At 51.4% G+C, this 17829-nt stretch carries 14 protein-coding genes, 1 tRNA gene and 2 pseudogenes; 4 read left to right on the plus strand and 13 right to left on the minus strand.

Going from position 1 to position 17829, the window contains the following annotated elements:
* Nucleotides 1-322: 322 nt before the first annotated feature.
* From IR141_RS09990 to IR141_RS10005, 4 genes and pseudogenes are all read right to left on the minus strand, one after another.
* Nucleotides 323-607, minus strand: coding sequence for a hypothetical protein (locus IR141_RS09990; protein ID WP_135036714.1), 285 nt, complete (start codon nucleotides 605-607; stop codon nucleotides 323-325).
* Nucleotides 608-645: 38 nt separating this feature from the next.
* A pseudogene (locus IR141_RS09995) lies at nucleotides 646-1241 on the minus strand (IS1595 family transposase).
* A gap of 524 nt (nucleotides 1242-1765) precedes the next feature.
* Nucleotides 1766-3364: an isocitrate lyase gene (locus tag IR141_RS10000; RefSeq protein ID WP_135036717.1), complete on the minus strand. Its 1599-nt coding sequence runs from the start codon at nucleotides 3362-3364 to the stop codon at nucleotides 1766-1768.
* A 502-nt stretch (nucleotides 3365-3866) separates the two neighbouring features.
* The gene (locus tag IR141_RS10005; RefSeq protein WP_135036720.1) at nucleotides 3867-4739 is read right to left on the minus strand and encodes a lipid A biosynthesis lauroyl acyltransferase; all 873 of its coding nucleotides are present in this window, start codon (nucleotides 4737-4739) and stop codon (nucleotides 3867-3869) included.
* A gap of 751 nt (nucleotides 4740-5490) precedes the next feature.
* On the opposite strand from IR141_RS10005, the gene IR141_RS10010 reads away from it, so the two are divergent.
* Nucleotides 5491-7269, plus strand: coding sequence for an extracellular solute-binding protein (locus tag IR141_RS10010; protein ID WP_135036723.1), 1779 nt, complete (start codon nucleotides 5491-5493; stop codon nucleotides 7267-7269).
* Between the two features lie 268 nt (nucleotides 7270-7537).
* Here the strand turns inward: IR141_RS10010 and IR141_RS10015 are convergent, their stop codons facing one another.
* A complete protein-coding gene (locus tag IR141_RS10015; protein WP_135036725.1) occupies nucleotides 7538-7738 on the minus strand; it encodes a hypothetical protein in 201 nt (66 codons plus the stop codon).
* Nucleotides 7739-8323: 585 nt separating this feature from the next.
* Here IR141_RS10015 and IR141_RS10020 point away from each other — a divergent pair.
* Complete coding sequence (locus IR141_RS10020) at nucleotides 8324-8773, plus strand: universal stress protein (protein WP_135036728.1); 450 nt, start codon at nucleotides 8324-8326, stop codon at nucleotides 8771-8773.
* Between the two features lie 705 nt (nucleotides 8774-9478).
* On the opposite strand, the gene IR141_RS10025 is transcribed toward IR141_RS10020, so the two are convergent.
* From IR141_RS10025 to IR141_RS10060, 8 genes are all read right to left on the minus strand, one after another.
* On the minus strand, nucleotides 9479-10408 hold the full coding sequence (locus tag IR141_RS10025; protein WP_135036731.1) for a hydrogen peroxide-inducible genes activator: 930 nt from the start codon (nucleotides 10406-10408) through the stop codon (nucleotides 9479-9481).
* Nucleotides 10405-10674: a cell division topological specificity factor MinE gene (gene minE, locus IR141_RS10030; protein WP_135036733.1), complete on the minus strand. Its 270-nt coding sequence runs from the start codon at nucleotides 10672-10674 to the stop codon at nucleotides 10405-10407. The genes IR141_RS10025 and minE overlap by 4 nt, the downstream gene beginning before the upstream one ends.
* 2 nt (nucleotides 10675-10676) lie before the next feature.
* A complete protein-coding gene (gene minD, locus IR141_RS10035; protein WP_135036738.1) occupies nucleotides 10677-11489 on the minus strand; it encodes a septum site-determining protein MinD in 813 nt (270 codons plus the stop codon).
* Between the two features lie 42 nt (nucleotides 11490-11531).
* The gene (gene minC / locus IR141_RS10040; RefSeq protein WP_135036740.1) at nucleotides 11532-12233 is read right to left on the minus strand and encodes a septum site-determining protein MinC; all 702 of its coding nucleotides are present in this window, start codon (nucleotides 12231-12233) and stop codon (nucleotides 11532-11534) included.
* Nucleotides 12234-12387: 154 nt separating this feature from the next.
* The gene (locus tag IR141_RS10045) at nucleotides 12388-12720 is read right to left on the minus strand and encodes a hypothetical protein (protein ID WP_135036745.1); all 333 of its coding nucleotides are present in this window, start codon (nucleotides 12718-12720) and stop codon (nucleotides 12388-12390) included.
* A 286-nt stretch (nucleotides 12721-13006) separates the two neighbouring features.
* Nucleotides 13007-13993: a TerC family protein gene (locus IR141_RS10050; RefSeq protein WP_135036748.1), complete on the minus strand. Its 987-nt coding sequence runs from the start codon at nucleotides 13991-13993 to the stop codon at nucleotides 13007-13009.
* Nucleotides 13994-14408: 415 nt separating this feature from the next.
* Complete coding sequence (yccS, locus tag IR141_RS10055) at nucleotides 14409-16562, minus strand: YccS family putative transporter (protein WP_135036750.1); 2154 nt, start codon at nucleotides 16560-16562, stop codon at nucleotides 14409-14411.
* 373 nt (nucleotides 16563-16935) lie between these two features.
* Nucleotides 16936-17289 carry a lipoprotein gene (locus IR141_RS10060; RefSeq protein ID WP_135036752.1) on the minus strand — a complete coding sequence of 118 codons (354 nt, stop codon included), beginning with the start codon at nucleotides 17287-17289 and terminating at the stop codon, nucleotides 16936-16938.
* Between the two features lie 183 nt (nucleotides 17290-17472).
* Between IR141_RS10060 and IR141_RS10065 the strand changes: the two genes are divergently transcribed.
* Together IR141_RS10065 and IR141_RS10070 are read left to right on the plus strand one after the other, a co-directional pair.
* A tRNA-Lys gene (locus IR141_RS10065) sits at nucleotides 17473-17548 on the plus strand.
* Nucleotides 17549-17713: 165 nt separating this feature from the next.
* Nucleotides 17714-17829: pseudogene (locus IR141_RS10070) on the plus strand (IS1595 family transposase); the annotation flags it as partial.

Here is a 17829-nt window from a genome sequence, read left to right on the forward strand (position 1 = left end):
CATGCATAACATCCAGGTTGGGCTCCGCTGTGTGATAAAGCGGAGCAGTTTATAACAAACGGAGAGTGGCTCAATTTTGGAGCACAACTCCCCGTTTCCCTGGCTCAGTTTTGCACGATATTTAACACCCCCTGAAGGAGGATGCAGGGAAAAGAGCAAGGAACCGAACAAAACAGATATAGACAGGGAAGCGTGAAAGTCGAGATATTTTGATTTTTTCATGGATCGAGGTATAAGGCTTTATAAATAAATTGGCCGTCTGAAAACGGGAAAGGTGTTTTCAGACGGCCTGATAAGTATGCGCAAAAGGAGGGACAAAACCTCAGTCGGCCAGATAGTCTTCCGCCTTGATGCCGCGCCGTTTCAACAGATATTTGACGGATTCAAAGCCTTCCTCATCGGTGTGCCGTTTAAACGCTTTCAAAACTTTGCGGATATGCCCGGGCGGGCTGTAGGGCGGTAAGGCATTGTCGAGCCAAATGCGGAGCATAAGCTCGTCATTGTCCAGTTTGGACTTGGGCAGGCTGTCGGTTCGCTTGATTTTTTCTGCAAACAACTCTTCCAGGGTAAAAATTTCGTTAATCATTGCGCCATAGCGCTTTTCCATTTCCCGGGAAAAATATTAGGGGCTGAAGTAGATTATCCCTAAATTCCACACCAATCTTGCGGGATTTTAAGCTGCTCAGACGGTGTACCGAAGTTAAACCGAAACCCGCATTCTTTCAAGAATAGGGGAAAAGACTTTCGGTCGATTCCGTTGTATTTGCGTAGCACGCGCTTGGCCTGATTCCAAAAATTCTCAATACCGTTGATGTGGTTCTGACGGTCGGCAAACGCTTTGGAATGGTTGATACGGTGATGGATAAAACCGCTGACATCCAGCGTCTCGTAGCTGCTCAGGCTGTCTGTATAAACAATACTGTCCGGCATGATTTTCTGTTTGATTATAGGCATCAAGGTGTCTGATTCGGCATTGTTTGCAACTACCGTATAGACTTTGTCGTTCCGTTTCATAATACCGAAAACCACTACCTTTCCTACCGCCCTGCGTCTGCGCCGTCCTTTGCGCCGTCTGTCGAAACAGCTTTCATCAATTTCTACTCCGCCCTCAAGCATTTCCAAATGCGGGCTGTTGTGGAAGCTAAGTAAGCGCAGAGCTGAAAATAATAGGCGGCAGTGTCTTTGTTTACACCAGCCGGTTCGGCAGTCCGTGCTGTAACGCCTGCTGCACACAGTTCGATGAGTTTGTTTTGTCTGTAGTGGCTTAAACGGCTTTGGCTTTGGAAGGGAATTAATAGTTCATTTCGTGTTCGGGGTATCGCTCCATGCACGCAGAGCAGCTAAATCACTGCATTATAGTCATATCGCATTATTGCTTAAAATAAACTTGACATTGTTCCAGTTTAGATAATCTATCCAGCGTATATCTGTGGTAGGCTAATGATGCGGCTGGCGTCTTTACTCTTAAGCTTCTGATAGTCATTTGACATTTTAAAACTCCTATTGCTCATCATAAAAATCTTCCAACTGAATGCTTCTCAACAGTGGCTATGTTATCTGACTGTATGCTGCTGCATGGTTTGGAGTTTTTGGTGGCAAAAAAGCGGGCAATCTGTAAGGATTGCCCGAAATACCTCAAATCAGAGATTTACGCTTCACAAACAATACAGGCTTGCGCCTGCACTTTATCCGCACAGCTCAACTCTGTGCAGATAAAGAAGTCGGTTTCAGACGGCCTTTCGTTGAGGCCGTCTGAAACGGTCTCTTACGAGAATTGGTTCATGGTGTTGTCTTTCCCACCCGCCTTCAGGGCGGCTTCACCGGCAAAATATTCTTTGTGGTTGTCGCCGATATCGGAGCCGGCCATGTTTTGGTGTTTCACTGTGGCGATGCCTTGGCGGATTTCTTCACGCTGCACGCCTTTTACATAGGCCAGCATGCCTTGATCGGCAAAATAGCCTTTGGCCAGATTGTCGGTGGAGAGGGCTGCGGTGTGGTAGGTGGGCAGGGTAATCAGGTGGTGGAAGATGCCGGCTTGGGCAGACGCATCTTTTTGGAAGGTGCGGATGCGTTCATCGGCCTCTTTGGCCAAATCGGTGTCATCGTAATCCACGCTCATCAGTTTGGCGCGGTCATAGGCCGATATGTCTTTTCCGGCCTCCTGCCAGGCATCGAACACTTGTTGGCGGAAGTTCAGCGTCCAGTTGAACGAGGGGCTGTTGTTATATACCAGCTTGGCGTTCGGAATGGTTTCGCGGATTTTATCCACCATTTCTTTAATTTGGCCGATGTGTGGTTTTTCGGTTTCAATCCACAGCAAGTCGGCACCGTTTTGCAGCGAGGTTACGCAGTCGAGCACAACACGGTCAATGCCGGTGCCTTTGCGGAACTGGAACAGGTTGCTCGGCAGGCGTACGGGTTTGATGGTTTTGCCGTTGGTGTTCACAATCACATCGCCCGGTTTGATTTGGCTCAGATCGGTGATTTCTTCGCCGTCCAAGAAGCTGTTGTATTGGTCGCCCAAATCGCCCGGTTGCAATGAGTAGGCAATCTGTTTGGTTAGGCCGGCACCCAAAGAGTCGGTACGGGCGACAATCACGCCATCGTCCACGCCCAACTCCAAGAATGCGTAGCGGACGGCGTTGATTTTCGCCAAGAAATCAACGTGCGGAACGGTTACTTTGCCGTCTTGGTGGCCGCATTGTTTTTCATCGGAAACTTGGTTTTCGATTTGGATACAGCAGGCACCCGCCTCGATCATTTTTTTAGCTAAGAGATAGGTGGCCTCGGCGTTGCCGAAACCGGCATCGATATCGGCGATAATCGGCACGATGTGGGTTTCGAAGTTATCGATCTGATTTTGGACTTCCTGCTCTTTGGCTTTGTCGCCGGCGGCGCGGGCGGCATCCAGTGCGGTAAACAGCAGGTCGAGTTCGCGGGCATCGGCTTGTTTCAGGAAAGTGTAAAGCTCTTCAATCAAAGCCGGAACGCTGGTTTTTTCATGCATGGATTGGTCGGGCAGCGGGCCGAATTCGGAACGCATGCCGGCCACCATCCAGCCGGAGAGATACAGGTAGCGTTTGTTGGTGGTTTTTTGGTGTTTCTTAATAGAAATCAGTTTTTGCTGCCCGACAAAACCGTGCCAGCAGCCGAGCGATTGGGTGTAGTTTGCGGGGTCGGCATCGTATTCGGCCATGTCGCGGCGCATAATGGCGGCGGTGTATTTGGCGATATCCAAGCCTGTTTTGAAGCGGTTTTGCAGCCGCATACGCGCAACATATTCCGGGGTAATCGCGCTCCAGCCCGAACCCATCTGTTGTTTCAGATCCGCGGCTTCTTTGATTTCGCTTTGGTAATTTGCCATCTCTATTAACTCCTTTGTTCTCGCTTGATTTTTGGAATACCGTTTACACGTTATTGATTTCGTGTAGTGGGATGTAGTTTGAATTTACCTGTTTTTTTCCGCTTTGCCAAGCCCTTGTTGCAAAGTTTTTGATTTTTATGCGGGTTTTGAGAAGTTGACAGTTGATGTTTTTGGAACTTTATGGCTGTTGTTTGGCAGTTTTTTATATTTTTTTGGGGAAATCTGCTGTTTTTTGGATATTTATTATCAGGGTTTGGAGTGTCGCATGATGGTTTTTTAGCAATGGCAATAGTGTAGTGGTTTGAATTTCAGAGGTTTATTTTGGGCGGTATTGTTGCTGTACGGTATCGGTTATGCCGAAAGCTTGATAGGTAGCGGTATGTAATCCGGTGTTTGGCGATAAAAAATGCCGCCTTTCTTTAATACGTTATTAAGAAAGGTGGTTTGTATTGTTTGTATTATTTAGAGGCCGTCTGAAACATTTACAATTAACTGTAAAAAACTAACTGTAAAAACCCGGCTCGCCTTCCGGGCGGGTTTTGAAGCGTTTGTGCAGCCAGAAATATTGCTCCGGGTGTTCGCGTGTGCGTGCTTCGATGAAGTCGTTCATGCGCTGGGTGTCGGATTCTGCGCTTTCGGTGGGAAAGTTTTCCCAGGCGGGATAAAAACGCAGTGTTACGGTATTGTCGGCTTCGCGGATGGGAATGGCGGGAATAACTTTGGCGCCGGTTAGGCCTGAAATGCGGCCCAAACCGGCAATGGTGGCGGTGGGAATGCCGAAAAAGTTAACGAAAATCGAATCGTTGCGGCCGAAATCTTGGTCGGGCAGATAAAGAAAAGGGGCGCCGCTTTTGCGGATTTGTTTGATGATGGCCCGCAATCCTTCGTTGCGGCCGATGAGAAATACGTTGTTGTAGCGGTGGCGGCCTTTGAGAATCTGCTCGTCCACCGCCCGGTTTTTCTGGTGGGAATACATGCTGGTAAGCGGCACGTCTTGGTTGAGGGTATAAACCGCCATTTCGAATGCGGTGAAATGGGGGTAGAGCAGAATCACTTTTTCGCTTGCGGAAAGCGCATTGTCGAGATGGTGTTTGTTTTGGTAACGCACGAAGCGGCGCAGGCGTTCGGCAGGGGCATACCAATAGAGGCCGTATTCGAGCATCAGCTTGGCCATGTGTTGGAAATGGTGCTTTAACACGGAGGTGCGCTTGCTTTCGCTCCATTCGGGAAAGCATTTCTGCAAATTGATTTCGCCTACCCTGCGGCGCGGTTTGACGGCATAATAGGCCAGTAAGCCGATAAAGTCGGCCAGCTTGTGAATGGCGCGAAACGGCAGCAGTTGGATTAAATATAAAATAAAGAAGGCGAATTTCATGTTTAGGCTGTCGGGTTGGGTGGGGGCGTATCCGTATTATAGTGGTGAACGTTGTGTTTTTATATTTTTATCAAAACAAACCGTTTCGGGCGGATAGGTGTGATAACCCACCTGCCCCAAATAGCAAAAAATAAGCATAAAGCAGCGGGCGGAGATAGTGCGGGCTGCACAATCAGGCAAATCAATGTTGTTGTTATTTTAAAGTGCTTGGCTGTGGAAATGGCAGGCCGTTGTGATAAAGCAGGCTCACAAAATGGGAATGCGGTTTTCAGACGGCCTGAACGCCTTGCAGGACTCAAAAAACGTTAAGAAGTTTATTTGCCGCCATTTCTGCGCAGACGGAAATCCGATCGTTTGCCATTCCGGTATTTGTTTAACCTATACTTCCATATTTTCATTTGGCTTTCCGCCCGCATGGGAATTAATGATATTTAAGCCTTTCAGATGGCCTTTTTTCAGACGGCCTTAAGATATGTTTCAAAGGCTTCGGCCTATCGTGAATCACTTCGTTTGCGCTACAGCATTGCCGAGCCCCGGCTCAAAGAGAATGGTTGTATAAGCCGCCCGGGCGGGGTCATTACCGTCTGCGGCTTACTGCCTGGTGTCGGAAATGAAGCGTTTCACAATTAAGCTGCGGGTCGGTGTTTCGAATATCGCGGCAGAAAATAAACCGACCCGTGCCAAAACGGTGTGTGGACAACCCTGCCGATAGGCTACAATAAATACCGCATGTTTTGTTAAGCGTTTCAAGATGAAAATTTTTTCCGCCCTGATTTTGCTTTTTGCCGCCGCTCATGCCTATGCCGCCCACGGTTTGGCTTTGGGCCAGCCGGTGAGGCACCCTGCCGGCTTTAAATCGTTTGATTATGTGAATCCCGAAGCTCCCAAAGGCGGCACGTTCACGCTGCCTGCGGCAGGCGGCTTCGACACGTTCAACCCGTTCACCCTCAAGGGCAGCCGCGAAGCCGGCATGGCCATGCTCACGCTCGACACGCTCGCCGAGAAAGGCAAAGACGAGCCGTTTGCCATATACGGTCTACTGGCACAAGACATCTCCCCGGCTTCAGACGGCCTTTCGGTAACCTTCAAAATCAACCCTAAAGCACGCTTTCACAACGGCGACCCCGTGCAGGCCAAAGACGTGGCCGCTTCGTTTAACACCCTCACCCGCGACAAAGCCGCCGTGCCCATGTACCGCTTTTATTGGGCCGATGTGGCGCGCGTAGAAACCCCCGATATGCGCACGGTGGTGTTCCGTTTCAAAAAGCGCAACGCCGAGCTGCATATGACTTTGGGCGAGCTGCCGGTGTTTTCGCACAAAAGCTATCCCAAAGGGTTGGCGGCGGCTCCCAACACGCCGCCCATCGGCTCGGGCCCTTATCGTTTCAATAAAGCCGACAGCGGCCGTTTGAGCGAATTTGTGCGCGATAAAAACTATTGGGCGCAAAACCTGCCCGTGCGCAAAGGCATGTATAACTTCGACACCGTGCGTTTCAAATATTATAAAGACGACACCGTGCGTCTCGAGGGCATCAAAGGCGGGCAATACGACTTCATGCAGGAAAATTCCGCCCGCAATTGGGCGCGGGCTTATCCTGAAGAGTTGCTGGCCAAGCGCCGTTTGCGCAAACACGAATGGCGGCACAGCAACACCGCCGGTATGCAGGGCTTTGTGATGAACCTGCGCCGTGCGCCGTTTAACGATATCCGCGTGCGGCAGGCGCTGGTGGAAAGTTTCGACTTTGAAAACACCAATGCACGCCTGTTTTACGGCCTCTACCGGCGCAGCAACAGTTTTTTCACCCACAGCGAAATGGCTGCATCGGGCAAGCCTTCGGGCATGGAAGCGGCCATGCTCGAGCGCGTCCGCCGCCACCTGCCGGCTGCCGTGTTCGCCCAAAACGCGCCCGAACCGCCCAAAACCGACCCTGTGCACGGCATACGCCCCAATCTGCGCAAAGCGCGCGCCCTGCTCGAGCAGGCAGGCTACCGCTACCGCAACGGCGTGTTGGTAAACCCGCAAGGCAGGCCGCTGGTGGTGGAGTTTCTCAGCCCGAGCAAAACCTATGAGCGTGTAACCACAAAATGGCGCAACGACTTGGCCAAAATCGGTGTGCGCATGAATGTGCGTATGGCCGACCCTTCGGTTTACCGCAAACGGGTAGGCAGCTTCGATTTCGATATGACCGTTGTGGTGTATGCCAACAGCCAAAGCCCCGGCAACGAGCAGTTCGACTATTTCAGCTGCGCCTCTGCCAAAGCCGAAGGCAGCCACAATTGGGCGGGTGTGTGCGACCCTGCCGTAGAAGCCCTGCTTAAGCATTTCGAGAGCTTTGAAACCCGCACGGAGCTGGTGGCCGCATCGCGCGCACTCGACCGTGTGCTGCGCCATCAATATATCGTGGTGCCTAACTGGTATACCGACCGCTACCGTGTGGTGTACCGCAACACCTTAGGCATACCCGCGCGCCAGCCCAAATACTATACCCCCGCCGAATGGGCGCTGAGTGCAGGCTGGGTGAAGCGGTAACCGGTCATTCAAGGGTTTGGCCGTCTGAAAACCACAGATAGGCTTTCTCGATATTCAGACGGCCTCACCTTAACTTGACACAAAGCAAACAGCCTTTCCGGCCGGGCAACTTTATTTTGGAAGCCATAAAAGCAGTAAAGACGACTTTACTGCTTTAACATTTATAATATACGGTTTAAATTTTTCTGAGAAAAATATTAAAAATTCCTACATATTTTATATCTTTCCTTAATGGGAAGTCTAATGTAGCAACTATAAACCATACCCGCTATAACATTTTCCCGTGGACATCCCAACCTTTTTCCTCGGTTTCTTTAATGGTCTCCATTCTGCGGAATCCCACAGCATGACCGGCCAAAAAATTGGAAAGTTTTAACCAAAAACCATTCTTATGATTGCGCACACTTCTGATATATTCATCAAAATCAACTTGGGAATATAGGTTTTTACCGGCAAACAAAACCATCATAGACCGCTTTCCTTCGGGTGCGTAGTAATAAGCGCAACGGTCGGCCGTCCATTCTTGGGCGCACGTCAGAGATTTGTCAATACCAATATAGGAAGCTCTGCTTTATGGCGCAATTTTTTTACACTTATTCCTTGTTTCATAAAATATCTCTCAAGCTAAAAGAGTATTATAATAATACGATAATTTATAATAATACGATAATTTAAAAATCAATATACGGTGTTATCGGAATGCAGTAACATTTCAATTAATAAAATTGTTTGAAATTTATGGTTGGCTGCATTGCTTTTTCTTGTTGGAAACCATAAAAGCAGTAAAGTATTTTCGCTGCTTTTCACAGCCCCCCGTTTTTTGTCTGGCAGATTCTGCCGGTTAGAAAGAAACCGCGATTATCCCGATTCTTTACATCAAATTTGATATACTGCCCGGGCAATGTTTAACCTTGTGCAATCCTTGCCGGAAAAAGGGGGATTTTGCCAATGAATGCTGCTCCAAATATTTTGTGCAGTCTATTCAGAGTAAACCGCAAACACAAACCACCGCCAAAGCCAACCAACTTTTCACCGCAAACCTGAGGAGATGCCCATGTATCAACGTATTCTTGTTCCCGTAGACGACAGCACCGCAGCCCTGTATGCCTTGAAAGAAGCCTGCAAGCTGGCCAAGCAGCTTGATGCCGCTATTTTGGCTGTGCATGTGGTTGATGTTGCCCAATTCGACTGGGGCTCGCCCGCTTTCAGCGACACTACTGCTGTGCGCAAGGCGGTGGAAGCTGCCGGCATCCAGGTTTTGGAAAAAAACCGCACAGTGCTCGAAGCGGCAGGCGTGCGCCACGAAAGCCTGATTATGGAAAGCGCGGGCGACAAAACCGCTGATCTGCTGGTGGCGCAGGCGGCAGAAGAAAACTGTGATTTAATCGTGATGGGTACCCACGGTTTTTCGGGGCTGATGCACCTGCTGATGGGTTCCGTTGCCGAGGGGGTGGTGCGTAAATCGCATGTGCCGGTGCTGCTGGTGCGCCGTAAGGACGATTAAACCCAACCGCCGGCAAGCCGGCGGCGAAGCAAGGCGATTCATGCCGATAGAAATGCAGTGTGCCGGGTAAAGATTCTGAACGCCGGCCAAGGCCGTTGCGGAATTGGTTGAGAGAAGGGGATACGGTCAGGCCGCACGGCATCGTGAAACGAGAATTTCTTTTGCAAGGTACAGGTCCCTTTCACAATCTGCCGTATCAACCATGCTGGATTTTTCTGCATCTCGGGCCGTCTGAAACATCAACCGGTGTTTTCAGACGGCCTTTAAAACATCACGGCAAGCCGCATACTGTTACAAACTTGGAGGGTCCGCTTAATCCGCTACGGCATTTTGCTCTTTCAATTCAAGAGAACGATTGTAAACCGCTGAAGCGGCAACAGAATCGGAGCCGTATTGTATTATCGGTATGGTTTGCGGCCTGCTTTTTTGTGCCTGAAATGTGTGCCCGCTATATACGGCGTATAGCAAAATAGGCTGATGCTGTGTTATTTCTGGTTTTGTTTAATATATTTCTTGGATTAAGTAAGAATACAGTGCGGGGCTGCGGAGTGCTGCGTAGAAGCCGGATTTGGGGTTTGCACGTTTTGTGTTTAAATTTTCTGTATCAAACTGTAAACATGAGTGGTTTTTGAAAGCAAAACGGCTGAGCTGCAATATACGGCCGTCTGAAACAGCGGGGCTGTTTGCAGTGTGCAGAAGCCGGTTTCAGACGGCCTGGGGTTCTATAAAGCTCACGCCGTTCAACTGCGATGCCAATATGGCATTGCGCAGGGCCGAAAGGGCTTTGGGACGCACAAAGTTACGGCGGTAGGCCAGCACCACACGGCGGTGCGGGGCACTGCCTTCAAACGGGATAATGCTGAACAGCATATGGTCGTTTTCGGTGAGGGCGGTGGCAGGCAGTACGCTGATGGAAAGGCCGCTGGCCACCATATGGCGGATAGTGTTGATGGAGCTTCCTTGCAGGGTGTTGGTCAGCCCCTGTATTTTTTGACGGGAGGCCAGCTCGGAGCAGCTCGCCAAAACCTGATCGCGCATACAGTTGCCTTCTGTGAGCAGCAGCACCTGCTCTTGGCTCAGCATGGCGGGGGTTACGGTGTCGAGCTCTTCGAAGTGGTGGCCTTTGGGGACAATCACAAAAAACGGTTCGTCATACAGAGGGTCGGTGATGATGCCCGGTTCGTGATAAGGCTCTGCAACAATCAGGGCATCCAAATCGCCGCGTTTGAGGGATTCTGTAAGAATCTGGGTGTAGTTTTCTTCAAGCATCAGCGGCATATTCGGAGCAGTGCTGCGCAACGACACAATCAGCTTGGGCAGAAGATAGGGTGCTACGGTAAAAATCAGGCCGAGCTTGAATGCGCCGTCCAATTCGTTTTGCTCTTCATTGGCCAGGTGTTTGATTAAATCGGCCTCTTCCAATACGCGGCGTGCCTGGGCGATGATGCGCTCGCCCGCTTCGGTTGTGATGATGTCGTTGCTGCTTCGGTCAAACAGCGATACGGCCAGTTCTTCTTCCAATTTTTTGATGGCAATTGAAAGGGTGGGCTGGCTTACGAAGCAGCGGCGGGCGGCACGTCCGAAATGGCGTTCCTGTGCCACTGCAACGATGTAGCGCAACTCGGTCAGGGTCATACTTCTTGAACCTTCTTTTGCTCCGGCAAGGTGATGTTCAGTTCAAGCACGTCCAAGCCGTTCTGTTTTTCTTGGGAGATGCGGATGTCTTCCAAAGATACATGCACATATTTAGACAACACTTCCAGCAGCTCTTTTTGCAGGGTGGGCAGGTAATCGGGAGCCTGCTCTTTGGCACGCTCTTGGGCGATGATGATCTGCAGGCGGTCGCGCGCAACGGCGGCGGTTTTGTTTTTTCTGCCGAACAATAAATCAATCAATGACATGATCAACCTCCGAACAGGCGTTTGAAGAAGCCTTTTTTCTCGGCTTCGAGATAACGCATTTCGCGGTTTTCTCCCAGCAGGCGGGATACCACGTCTTTATAGGCTTCTGCGGCGGCTACATCGTTTTGGTGGATAACGGGGGCGCCGGAATTGGAGGCCTGTAATACGTTTTGCGACTCGGGAATCACACCGATCAGCGGAATGCGCAGAATATCGCAGATATCCTGCACCGACAGCATTTCGCCTTTTTCGACACGCTCGGGTGAATAGCGGGTAATCAGCAGGTGTTCTTTCACGGTTTCGCCTTTTTCGGCTTTGAGCGATTTGCTTTGCAGAATGCCCAAAATACGGTCGGAGTCGCGCACGCTGGATACTTCGGGATTGGTGGTGATGATGGCTTCATCGGCGTAATACAGAGCCATCAGCGCACCTTTCTCGATACCTGCAGGCGAGTCGCAGATAACGTATTCGAAGTTCATTTCATCGGTCAGCTCTTTGAGTACCCGGCCTACGCCCTCATGGTTCAGTGTATCTTTATCGCGGGTTTGCGAGGCCGGCAGAATAAAGAGGTTGTCGCAGTGTTTGTCTTTAATCAGAGCCTGGGTTAAAGAGGCTTCGCCTTGGATAACGTTAATCAGGTCATAGACCACGCGGCGTTCGCAACCCATAACCAGGTCGAGATTGCGCAAGCCTACATCGAAGTCGATAACGGCGGTTTTGTGGCCGCGTATGGCCAAACCCGAGGCGATGCTGGCACTGGAGGTGGTTTTGCCTACGCCGCCTTTACCTGAAGTTACTACAATAATTTTTGCCACAGTGTTTCCTTTTAAAAATCAAATCGTTTAAAACCAAAGCGGTTAGTCTCCGTCAATAGCGCTGATAACCAGACGGTTTTCTTGAAGCGATACCTGCACGGCTTTTTTGTTGAGGTGTGCAGGCAGGCTTTGTTCGAAATTACGGTAAATTCCTGCCACCGATACCAGCTCCGCCTGCATCGACTGGATGAATATCCGCGCTTTGCGGTTGCCGGTGGCGCCGGCCAGCGCACGGCCGCGCATGGTGCCGTAAACGTGGATATTGCCATCGGCAATGATTTCCGCACCTTCATTGACAATGCTGGTTACAATGAGATCGGCATGTTCGGCATATACCTGTTGGCCGGTGCGGATGGGAGTGTTGATGAGTACGGTTGGTTTGCTGATTACGGTGGCCGCAGGTTCGGGGGGCGGTGCCGGTTTGGCCGGGGGTTCCGGTTTCGGATCGTTGCGGCTGAACGTTAAATGATAGGCCTCGGCATAGGTGGCCCAGGCTTCGTTTTCATGGCGCAGCCCGATGATTTGCAAACCGTAGCGGGCAAACAGCGACACAACGGCGGCAATGCTTAATTCGCCCGGGTTGGCAAATTCCTGCACGTCCAATAAAAACAACATGCTGCCCAGCTCTTTGTGCTGGCTTACGCGCTGTTGTAAAAATTCTTCCAATTCCCCTAAATCAGCAGTATGCAACTGCGCTGAAAGCACGTCTAAGCGTGCTGATTTCACATCAAAAGCTGGTTTCATTTTCGGTAAGACAGTTATAAAAAAATTTAATGGGGCTAAGTTTACCGTGTTAATCTTAGCTATTCAATCCGTTAAGGCCGTCTGAAATAAAAAAAGCTTCCACATTGCCGGTTTGGAGCCGGCGGGCAGATCTTTGTCGCGGCGATGCTGAAAATCATCTACAGGTGTCCGACTTCTGCCGGTGCGGCGGGGCGGCGGTGTTTTCTGTGCAGACTTGGGGGCATTTCAACGGTGCGGAAACAATAGGCCTGTTAAATGCTGTTGTCAAATGCAGTGCGACAATCGGCAGTTTGCGCCCCGTTTCGGCATCTGCCATGCGGCGGCCGGGGAATGGCTGCGGTTTTCCCGCCTGACCCAAGCCGTTGGCTTGCGTTTGGTGTGCGATGTGTTTGGCTGAGCGAAAGATAATCTGCCGCCCTGCCGAGCTGCTGCGGGGATGACAGGTGCAGTGGTGTGTGATGCTGCCGTGGCGGTGCGCGTGGGGCATGGTGCGGTAAGGCGGTGCAGGGCAGTATCGAATAAAACGGATTGGCTGGCAATAAAGTTGCAGCCGTTAAGGTGGTTTTCTGGTTTCAGACGGCCTAAGCGGATTTTGCAAAGGCGTCTGCCTATAATGAATCCGCTCGATTTCTGTTACGGCATTGCCGCGCTTTGCTTAAAGGGAAAGGTTTTAAACCGCCCGGGCAATAACGCAACCGGCTGCCTGCTGTCTGTTTGGTTTGCTGCCTGATATCGAAAAAAAGCAGATGCTTGAAACATCTGCTTTTTAGGTTTTACAGCGGGTCTGCGGGGGGGCTTTCTTTGCGGCTGTGCATCAGCGAAATCAACACCGACACGCCCAGCGCGCCGAACACCACGGAAAGCGACACGCCCACGGGAATATGCACCCAGTGCATAATCAGCATTTTGATGCCGATAAAACCCAATACGAAGGCCAGGCCGAATTTTAAAAATACGAAACGGTCGGCAATGTCGGCCAGCAGAAAATACATGGCGCGCAGGCCGAGAATGGCGAAAATGTTGGACGTGAGCACGATAAACGGGTCGGTGGTAACGGCGAAAACTGCCGGAATGCTGTCCACCGCGAAGACAACATCGCTCATTTCGATCATCACCAGCACCAGCAGCATGGGGGTGGCAATGCGTTTGCCGTTTTCAACGGTGAAGAATTTTTCGCCGTGGAAATCTTTGCTCACCGGAATATGGCTTTTTACCCAGTTGAGCAGTTTGTTGCCCGACAAATCCTCATCGTCATCACCGCCCGGTTTGATCATTTTCAAGCCGGTGTAGAGCAGAAAGGCGCCGAACACATATAAAATCCACTCGAAACGGCTCACCAGTGCCGCGCCGATAAAAATCATGATCATGCGCAGCGCGATGGCGCCGAACACGCCGTAGAGCAACACGCGGTGTTGGTATTGCGGCTGCACTTTGAAATAGGAAAAAATCATTAAAAACACGAAGATATTATCTACCGCCAACGATTTTTCCAACACATAGCCGGTGAAAAACTCCAGCGTTTTCTGTTTCGCAACATCGTGCCCGTAGAGCGGATTGCCCGCCAGCTCGAAATACAGCCAGCCGGCAAAGGCGCACGATACCGCCACCCACACGGCAGACCATGCCAGTGCTTCTTTCAGGCCGACTTTATGTGTGCCGTTTTTTTTGAGCGACAGCATATCAACGGCAATCATCACTAAAATGGCAGCAAAAAATATCCCGTAAAACAAGGGGGTGCCGACTGAGGGATGTCCGACCATAATGGTTGCTTTCCTAAAAAAACGTGAGGGTGCGAAAAAGGCGGCATTCTAACATATCTGCCCGATATGGTTGTTTTCCACCATAAATTGCGCGGCCGTCTGAACAATAAACCATAACGGCCGCTCAGCAGGCTGTTGGAAAGAGAGCGTGTCAGAAGAAGGAAAAGATGATGTTTTCTGCCATCGCCGCCCCGTTTTCAGATAACGGCTGCGCCGCCCGGGTCTGTGGTACGGCTTTCGGTTCGGCGGTTTATGTATCATCACGGCGAACCGGCCATACTGGTTTTTATTTTTTTTATTTTTCAGACGGCCGGATGGAACGCGGCACAAATATTTTCAAACGGCTGTCTGCATGGTTATCGCCCGGGAGGGCGGATAAAGCGAAAACCGGCACAATCGGGCAAAACACAGGTTATCAGGCTGAGGCCGCCTCCAGGCCGTCTGCCTGCGTATTGTGAAGCATACGGTAGCAGGGTTCGAGTTGGCGGGCGATAAGGTTCAACTGCTGCCAGAGTATGCTGCTTTGGCGGTCGCTGCCAATCATGCCGTGCAGCTGCGCCAACTCTTGCCTTATCTGTTCCGAGGCCGTCTGAAATGCTTCGGGCGGCTGTGCAGCCAGATTTTCCAGCATATCTGCCGCTTGATAGGCGGTTCGGTAGAAATTTCCGCCGAACTCGGGGGCACACCCTTGCGTTATTTGGTTGCGGTAGGCGCCGAGGGCGGAAATATAGCCGATCAGGGCATGGCTGGTTTTGAGCAGGGTAAAGCCGTCTTGCAGTTTGGCTGCGTATTTTTTCGGCTCGCCGCTCATGTCGGAAAGTGTGCTGCTCAACGATGCGGCGGCTTCGTGGGCGCGGCGGCGGGCCACGCGGTAGGCCATGTCGTCCGAACCGCCGTTTTGCAGCTGGCCGAGAATATGGCGCAGGTAAACGCCGTTGCGGCTCACGGCTTGTGCTGCAGTGCGTTCGAGGGTGAGATAGTGCCAATCGGGCCACAGATACGACACCGCGCCCCAGGCGATGGCCGAGCCGATCAAGGTGTCGGCCATACGGTGCCAGGTGAGCGAAAACACGTCTTCGCCCGCCAGCGACAGCGCGGTAAGCGCCTGCACAGTGATGAAAAAGGTGGAAAAGCTGTATTTAAAGGTGCGGAAAAAGAAAAACAGCGTGGTGGCCGCCAACACAATCCACAGTTTGGTTTCAACCGAAGGCGTGAAATAGGGCACCAGCGAGCCGGCCAATACCCCCAGCACCGTGCCGGCGATGCGCTGGTTGATGCGGCTTTTGGTGGCCGAATAGTTGGGTTGGCACACAAACACCGCTGTGAGCAGAATCCAATAGCCGAAGTGGATATGGAACACTTCAACGATGGTGCAGGCAGTAAACACCACAACGGCCAGACGCACGGCGTGGCGGAATACCGCCGATTCAAAATTAAGCTGGCTGCGCACAGTGCGCCAAACATTGCGCAGGCCGCCGCCTTCCATGCCGGCAATGCGGTGTTTTTCAGACGGCATCTCTTCCTCTTCTTGGTTGCCGCTTTCGATGTGGCTGAGCTGGTAGTCAACACTGAACAGGTTTTCAAGCAGCCTCTGCAGGGTGTGTACCCCGCTGCCGCCGTGGGTTCCGGCATACAGTTTCAGCGATTGGCGGCAGCCCTCGATGGCGCGCTGCAGGCGTTTGCTGTATTGGTAGGGCTGCCCGCTGCGCAGGCTTTCGGCCACATCGCGGCAGGCCTGCGCCTGCAATTCGAGCAGGCGGTGGATGCGGAAAATCAAGTCGGTGTTTTTTAAGGTTTCGGCCAGCTCGCGGTAATCCATATAGGTGGAGCTGATGCGCTCGTGAATATCCTGTGCGGTGAAGTAATAGCGCAGCATACGGCTGGTGCGCGGGTGGCGGTGCTGCCCGCGCATACGGTAAAACAGCGCGTTGCGGCAGCGGTTGAATGCTTCGATGATGGCGGTGTTTTTCATTGCCAAATCAATTTGGCGGTTTTCCAACTGCTCGGTTTCATCGGGGTCGAAAAATTCGGCTTTGGCATCCAGATAACCGCCCAGAGCCGAATAGGCGGCCGCCATATTTTCCTGTACGGGACGGTGCGGAAACACAATATGCAGAATCAGCGTCATCACGCTGTAGAGCAGGGTGCCGCACAAAATCATCAACGGATTGACCCCCCACGGCATACCGGGCGTGTACGACAAAGTGGTGTAAGTAGCCACCGCCAGCGCGCCGAATGCAAGCGTGCGGTAACGCAGCCCCACCGCCCCCATCAGCGTAAACACCAGGGTAAGCAGCGTCATCGCGAGAATAAACGGCAGGCCCGAGCCGTAAGTGATTTGTGCCGAAAGCGAAGCAATCGAAAACAGCACCACCGTTATCACGATATTTTTCAGACGGCCGGTCAGACGGTTGTCCAAATCCACCAAACCGCCGGCAATAATGCCCAGCACAAACGGCGTGGTGAGCTTCGGCACATTGAAATACCAAATAAACACAGTGGCAATGAGCACGCTGAAAAAAACCGGCAGCGTGGCAATGATTTTAGGATTGACGGCAGGCGTACGCATAACAGAATCCGCATCGGGCGGGAGGGGATAAGAAAGGCAATTGTACAGGATTTATACGGCGCACCGGTAAGGCGGCCATACCGAATCCCGGCCGCAAAGTCTTGGGGCATATAGCGAATCCACTTTATTTCCTGTAAGGCGGCAAGCTGCAGGCAATAAAGCAGCACGGCAACGCCGCAACAGAAATGAAAGCACGCGATAGCAGATTAACTGAACTTTAGCCACGGCGTTGCTGCGCCTTGCCGTACGACTTGTATTGTCTGCGGCTTGCTGCCTTGTATCGAAGTATGAATCCGCTAAATAGGTTTCAGACGGCCTTAAAACGGCAAAAGGGCAGGCAGCCGCGCCCACCCTTTTATCAGGCAGTTACTGCTTATTGCGCCGCCTCTTTCACTTTGGCTGCTGCTTCTTTGGCCGCAGTTGCCGCGTCCTCGGCAGCTTCTTTAACCGCACTTACCGCATCGGCCGCCATATCTTTGCCCGCTTCAGCCGCTTCTTTTCCGGCTTCTGCTGCATGGGAAGCCGCGTTTTCCATTTCTGCACCTGCTTCTTTGGCCGCCTCAACCACGCTGTTTACGGCAGAAGCTGCTTCGGCCTGGGCGGCGGCGGCATCGGTTTTCACGTCAGAAGCCACGGCCTGCATGGCTTCTTTCGTTTCTTGTTTGGCCTCTTGCGAGCATGCGGCCAAAGCAGCCGCGGCTAAAGCAGCAATCAACAATTTTTTCATTTCAGATTTATCCTCGTGTGTGAAATATCAGAGTCCACCGGCATCATTTGCCGGAATGTAGAGAATAATAGCATATCTACTGCCGGTGAAATGAATTATTACGGCAGTTTCTATATAAAATCCACAAAACCGCCCAAAAACACTTGACAGGAAAACTGCGCATGATTAAAATGCGCGTTCTTCGGGTCGTTAGCTCAGCTGGTAGAGCAGCGGACTTTTAATCCGTTGGTCGAAGGTTCGAATCCTTCACGACCCACCAAATTTCCAAAGCCTAAACAAGTGTTTAGGCTTTTTTCTTTGCCATTGCCTGTTCCGGGGTGTGCCGGATTTGTGCCGAAACCGAGGCCGGCACCGCCTGACAAGGCAGCGTAATGGTATAAATTTTGGGGCTGACGTAGATTAGCAGTCATGACAGGCTGCCAAAATGAAGATAACCCACTGTAAGTTAAAGAAGAGTCTGCAAAGAAAACTGCTTGAATATTTTGTATTGGAAGTAACCGCACGTTCTGCTGCCGATATCTTAGGTATTCAGCCCAATAC

This window comes from Neisseria sp. 19428wB4_WF04, from assembly GCF_015235335.1.
GTDB lineage: Bacteria > Pseudomonadota > Gammaproteobacteria > Burkholderiales > Neisseriaceae > Neisseria > Neisseria musculi.

What these genes read in the sequence shown, in the direction of transcription:
- IR141_RS10005 (WP_135036720.1), bottom strand. Translation starts at nt 4,739, where the DNA reads ATGAAATTCGCCTTCTTTATTTTATATTTAATCCAACTGCTGCCGTTT.
- minE (WP_135036733.1), bottom strand. Translation starts at nt 10,674, where the DNA reads ATGTCATTGATTGATTTATTGTTCGGCAGAAAAAACAAAACCGCCGCC.
- minC (WP_135036740.1), bottom strand. Translation starts at nt 12,233, where the DNA reads ATGAAACCAGCTTTTGATGTGAAATCAGCACGCTTAGACGTGCTTTCA.
- IR141_RS10050 (WP_135036748.1), bottom strand. Translation starts at nt 13,993, where the DNA reads ATGGTCGGACATCCCTCAGTCGGCACCCCCTTGTTTTACGGGATATTT.
- IR141_RS09990 (WP_135036714.1), bottom strand. Translation starts at nt 607, where the DNA reads ATGGAAAAGCGCTATGGCGCAATGATTAACGAAATTTTTACCCTGGAA.
- yccS (WP_135036750.1), bottom strand. Translation starts at nt 16,562, where the DNA reads ATGCGTACGCCTGCCGTCAATCCTAAAATCATTGCCACGCTGCCGGTT.
- IR141_RS10000 (WP_135036717.1), bottom strand. Translation starts at nt 3,364, where the DNA reads ATGGCAAATTACCAAAGCGAAATCAAAGAAGCCGCGGATCTGAAACAA.
- IR141_RS10045 (WP_135036745.1), bottom strand. Translation starts at nt 12,720, where the DNA reads ATGCCCCACGCGCACCGCCACGGCAGCATCACACACCACTGCACCTGT.
- IR141_RS10060 (WP_135036752.1), bottom strand. Translation starts at nt 17,289, where the DNA reads ATGAAAAAATTGTTGATTGCTGCTTTAGCCGCGGCTGCTTTGGCCGCA.
- IR141_RS10010 (WP_135036723.1), top strand. Translation starts at nt 5,491, where the DNA reads ATGAAAATTTTTTCCGCCCTGATTTTGCTTTTTGCCGCCGCTCATGCC.
- IR141_RS10020 (WP_135036728.1), top strand. Translation starts at nt 8,324, where the DNA reads ATGTATCAACGTATTCTTGTTCCCGTAGACGACAGCACCGCAGCCCTG.
- IR141_RS10025 (WP_135036731.1), bottom strand. Translation starts at nt 10,408, where the DNA reads ATGACCCTGACCGAGTTGCGCTACATCGTTGCAGTGGCACAGGAACGC.
- IR141_RS10015 (WP_135036725.1), bottom strand. Translation starts at nt 7,738, where the DNA reads ATGATGGTTTTGTTTGCCGGTAAAAACCTATATTCCCAAGTTGATTTT.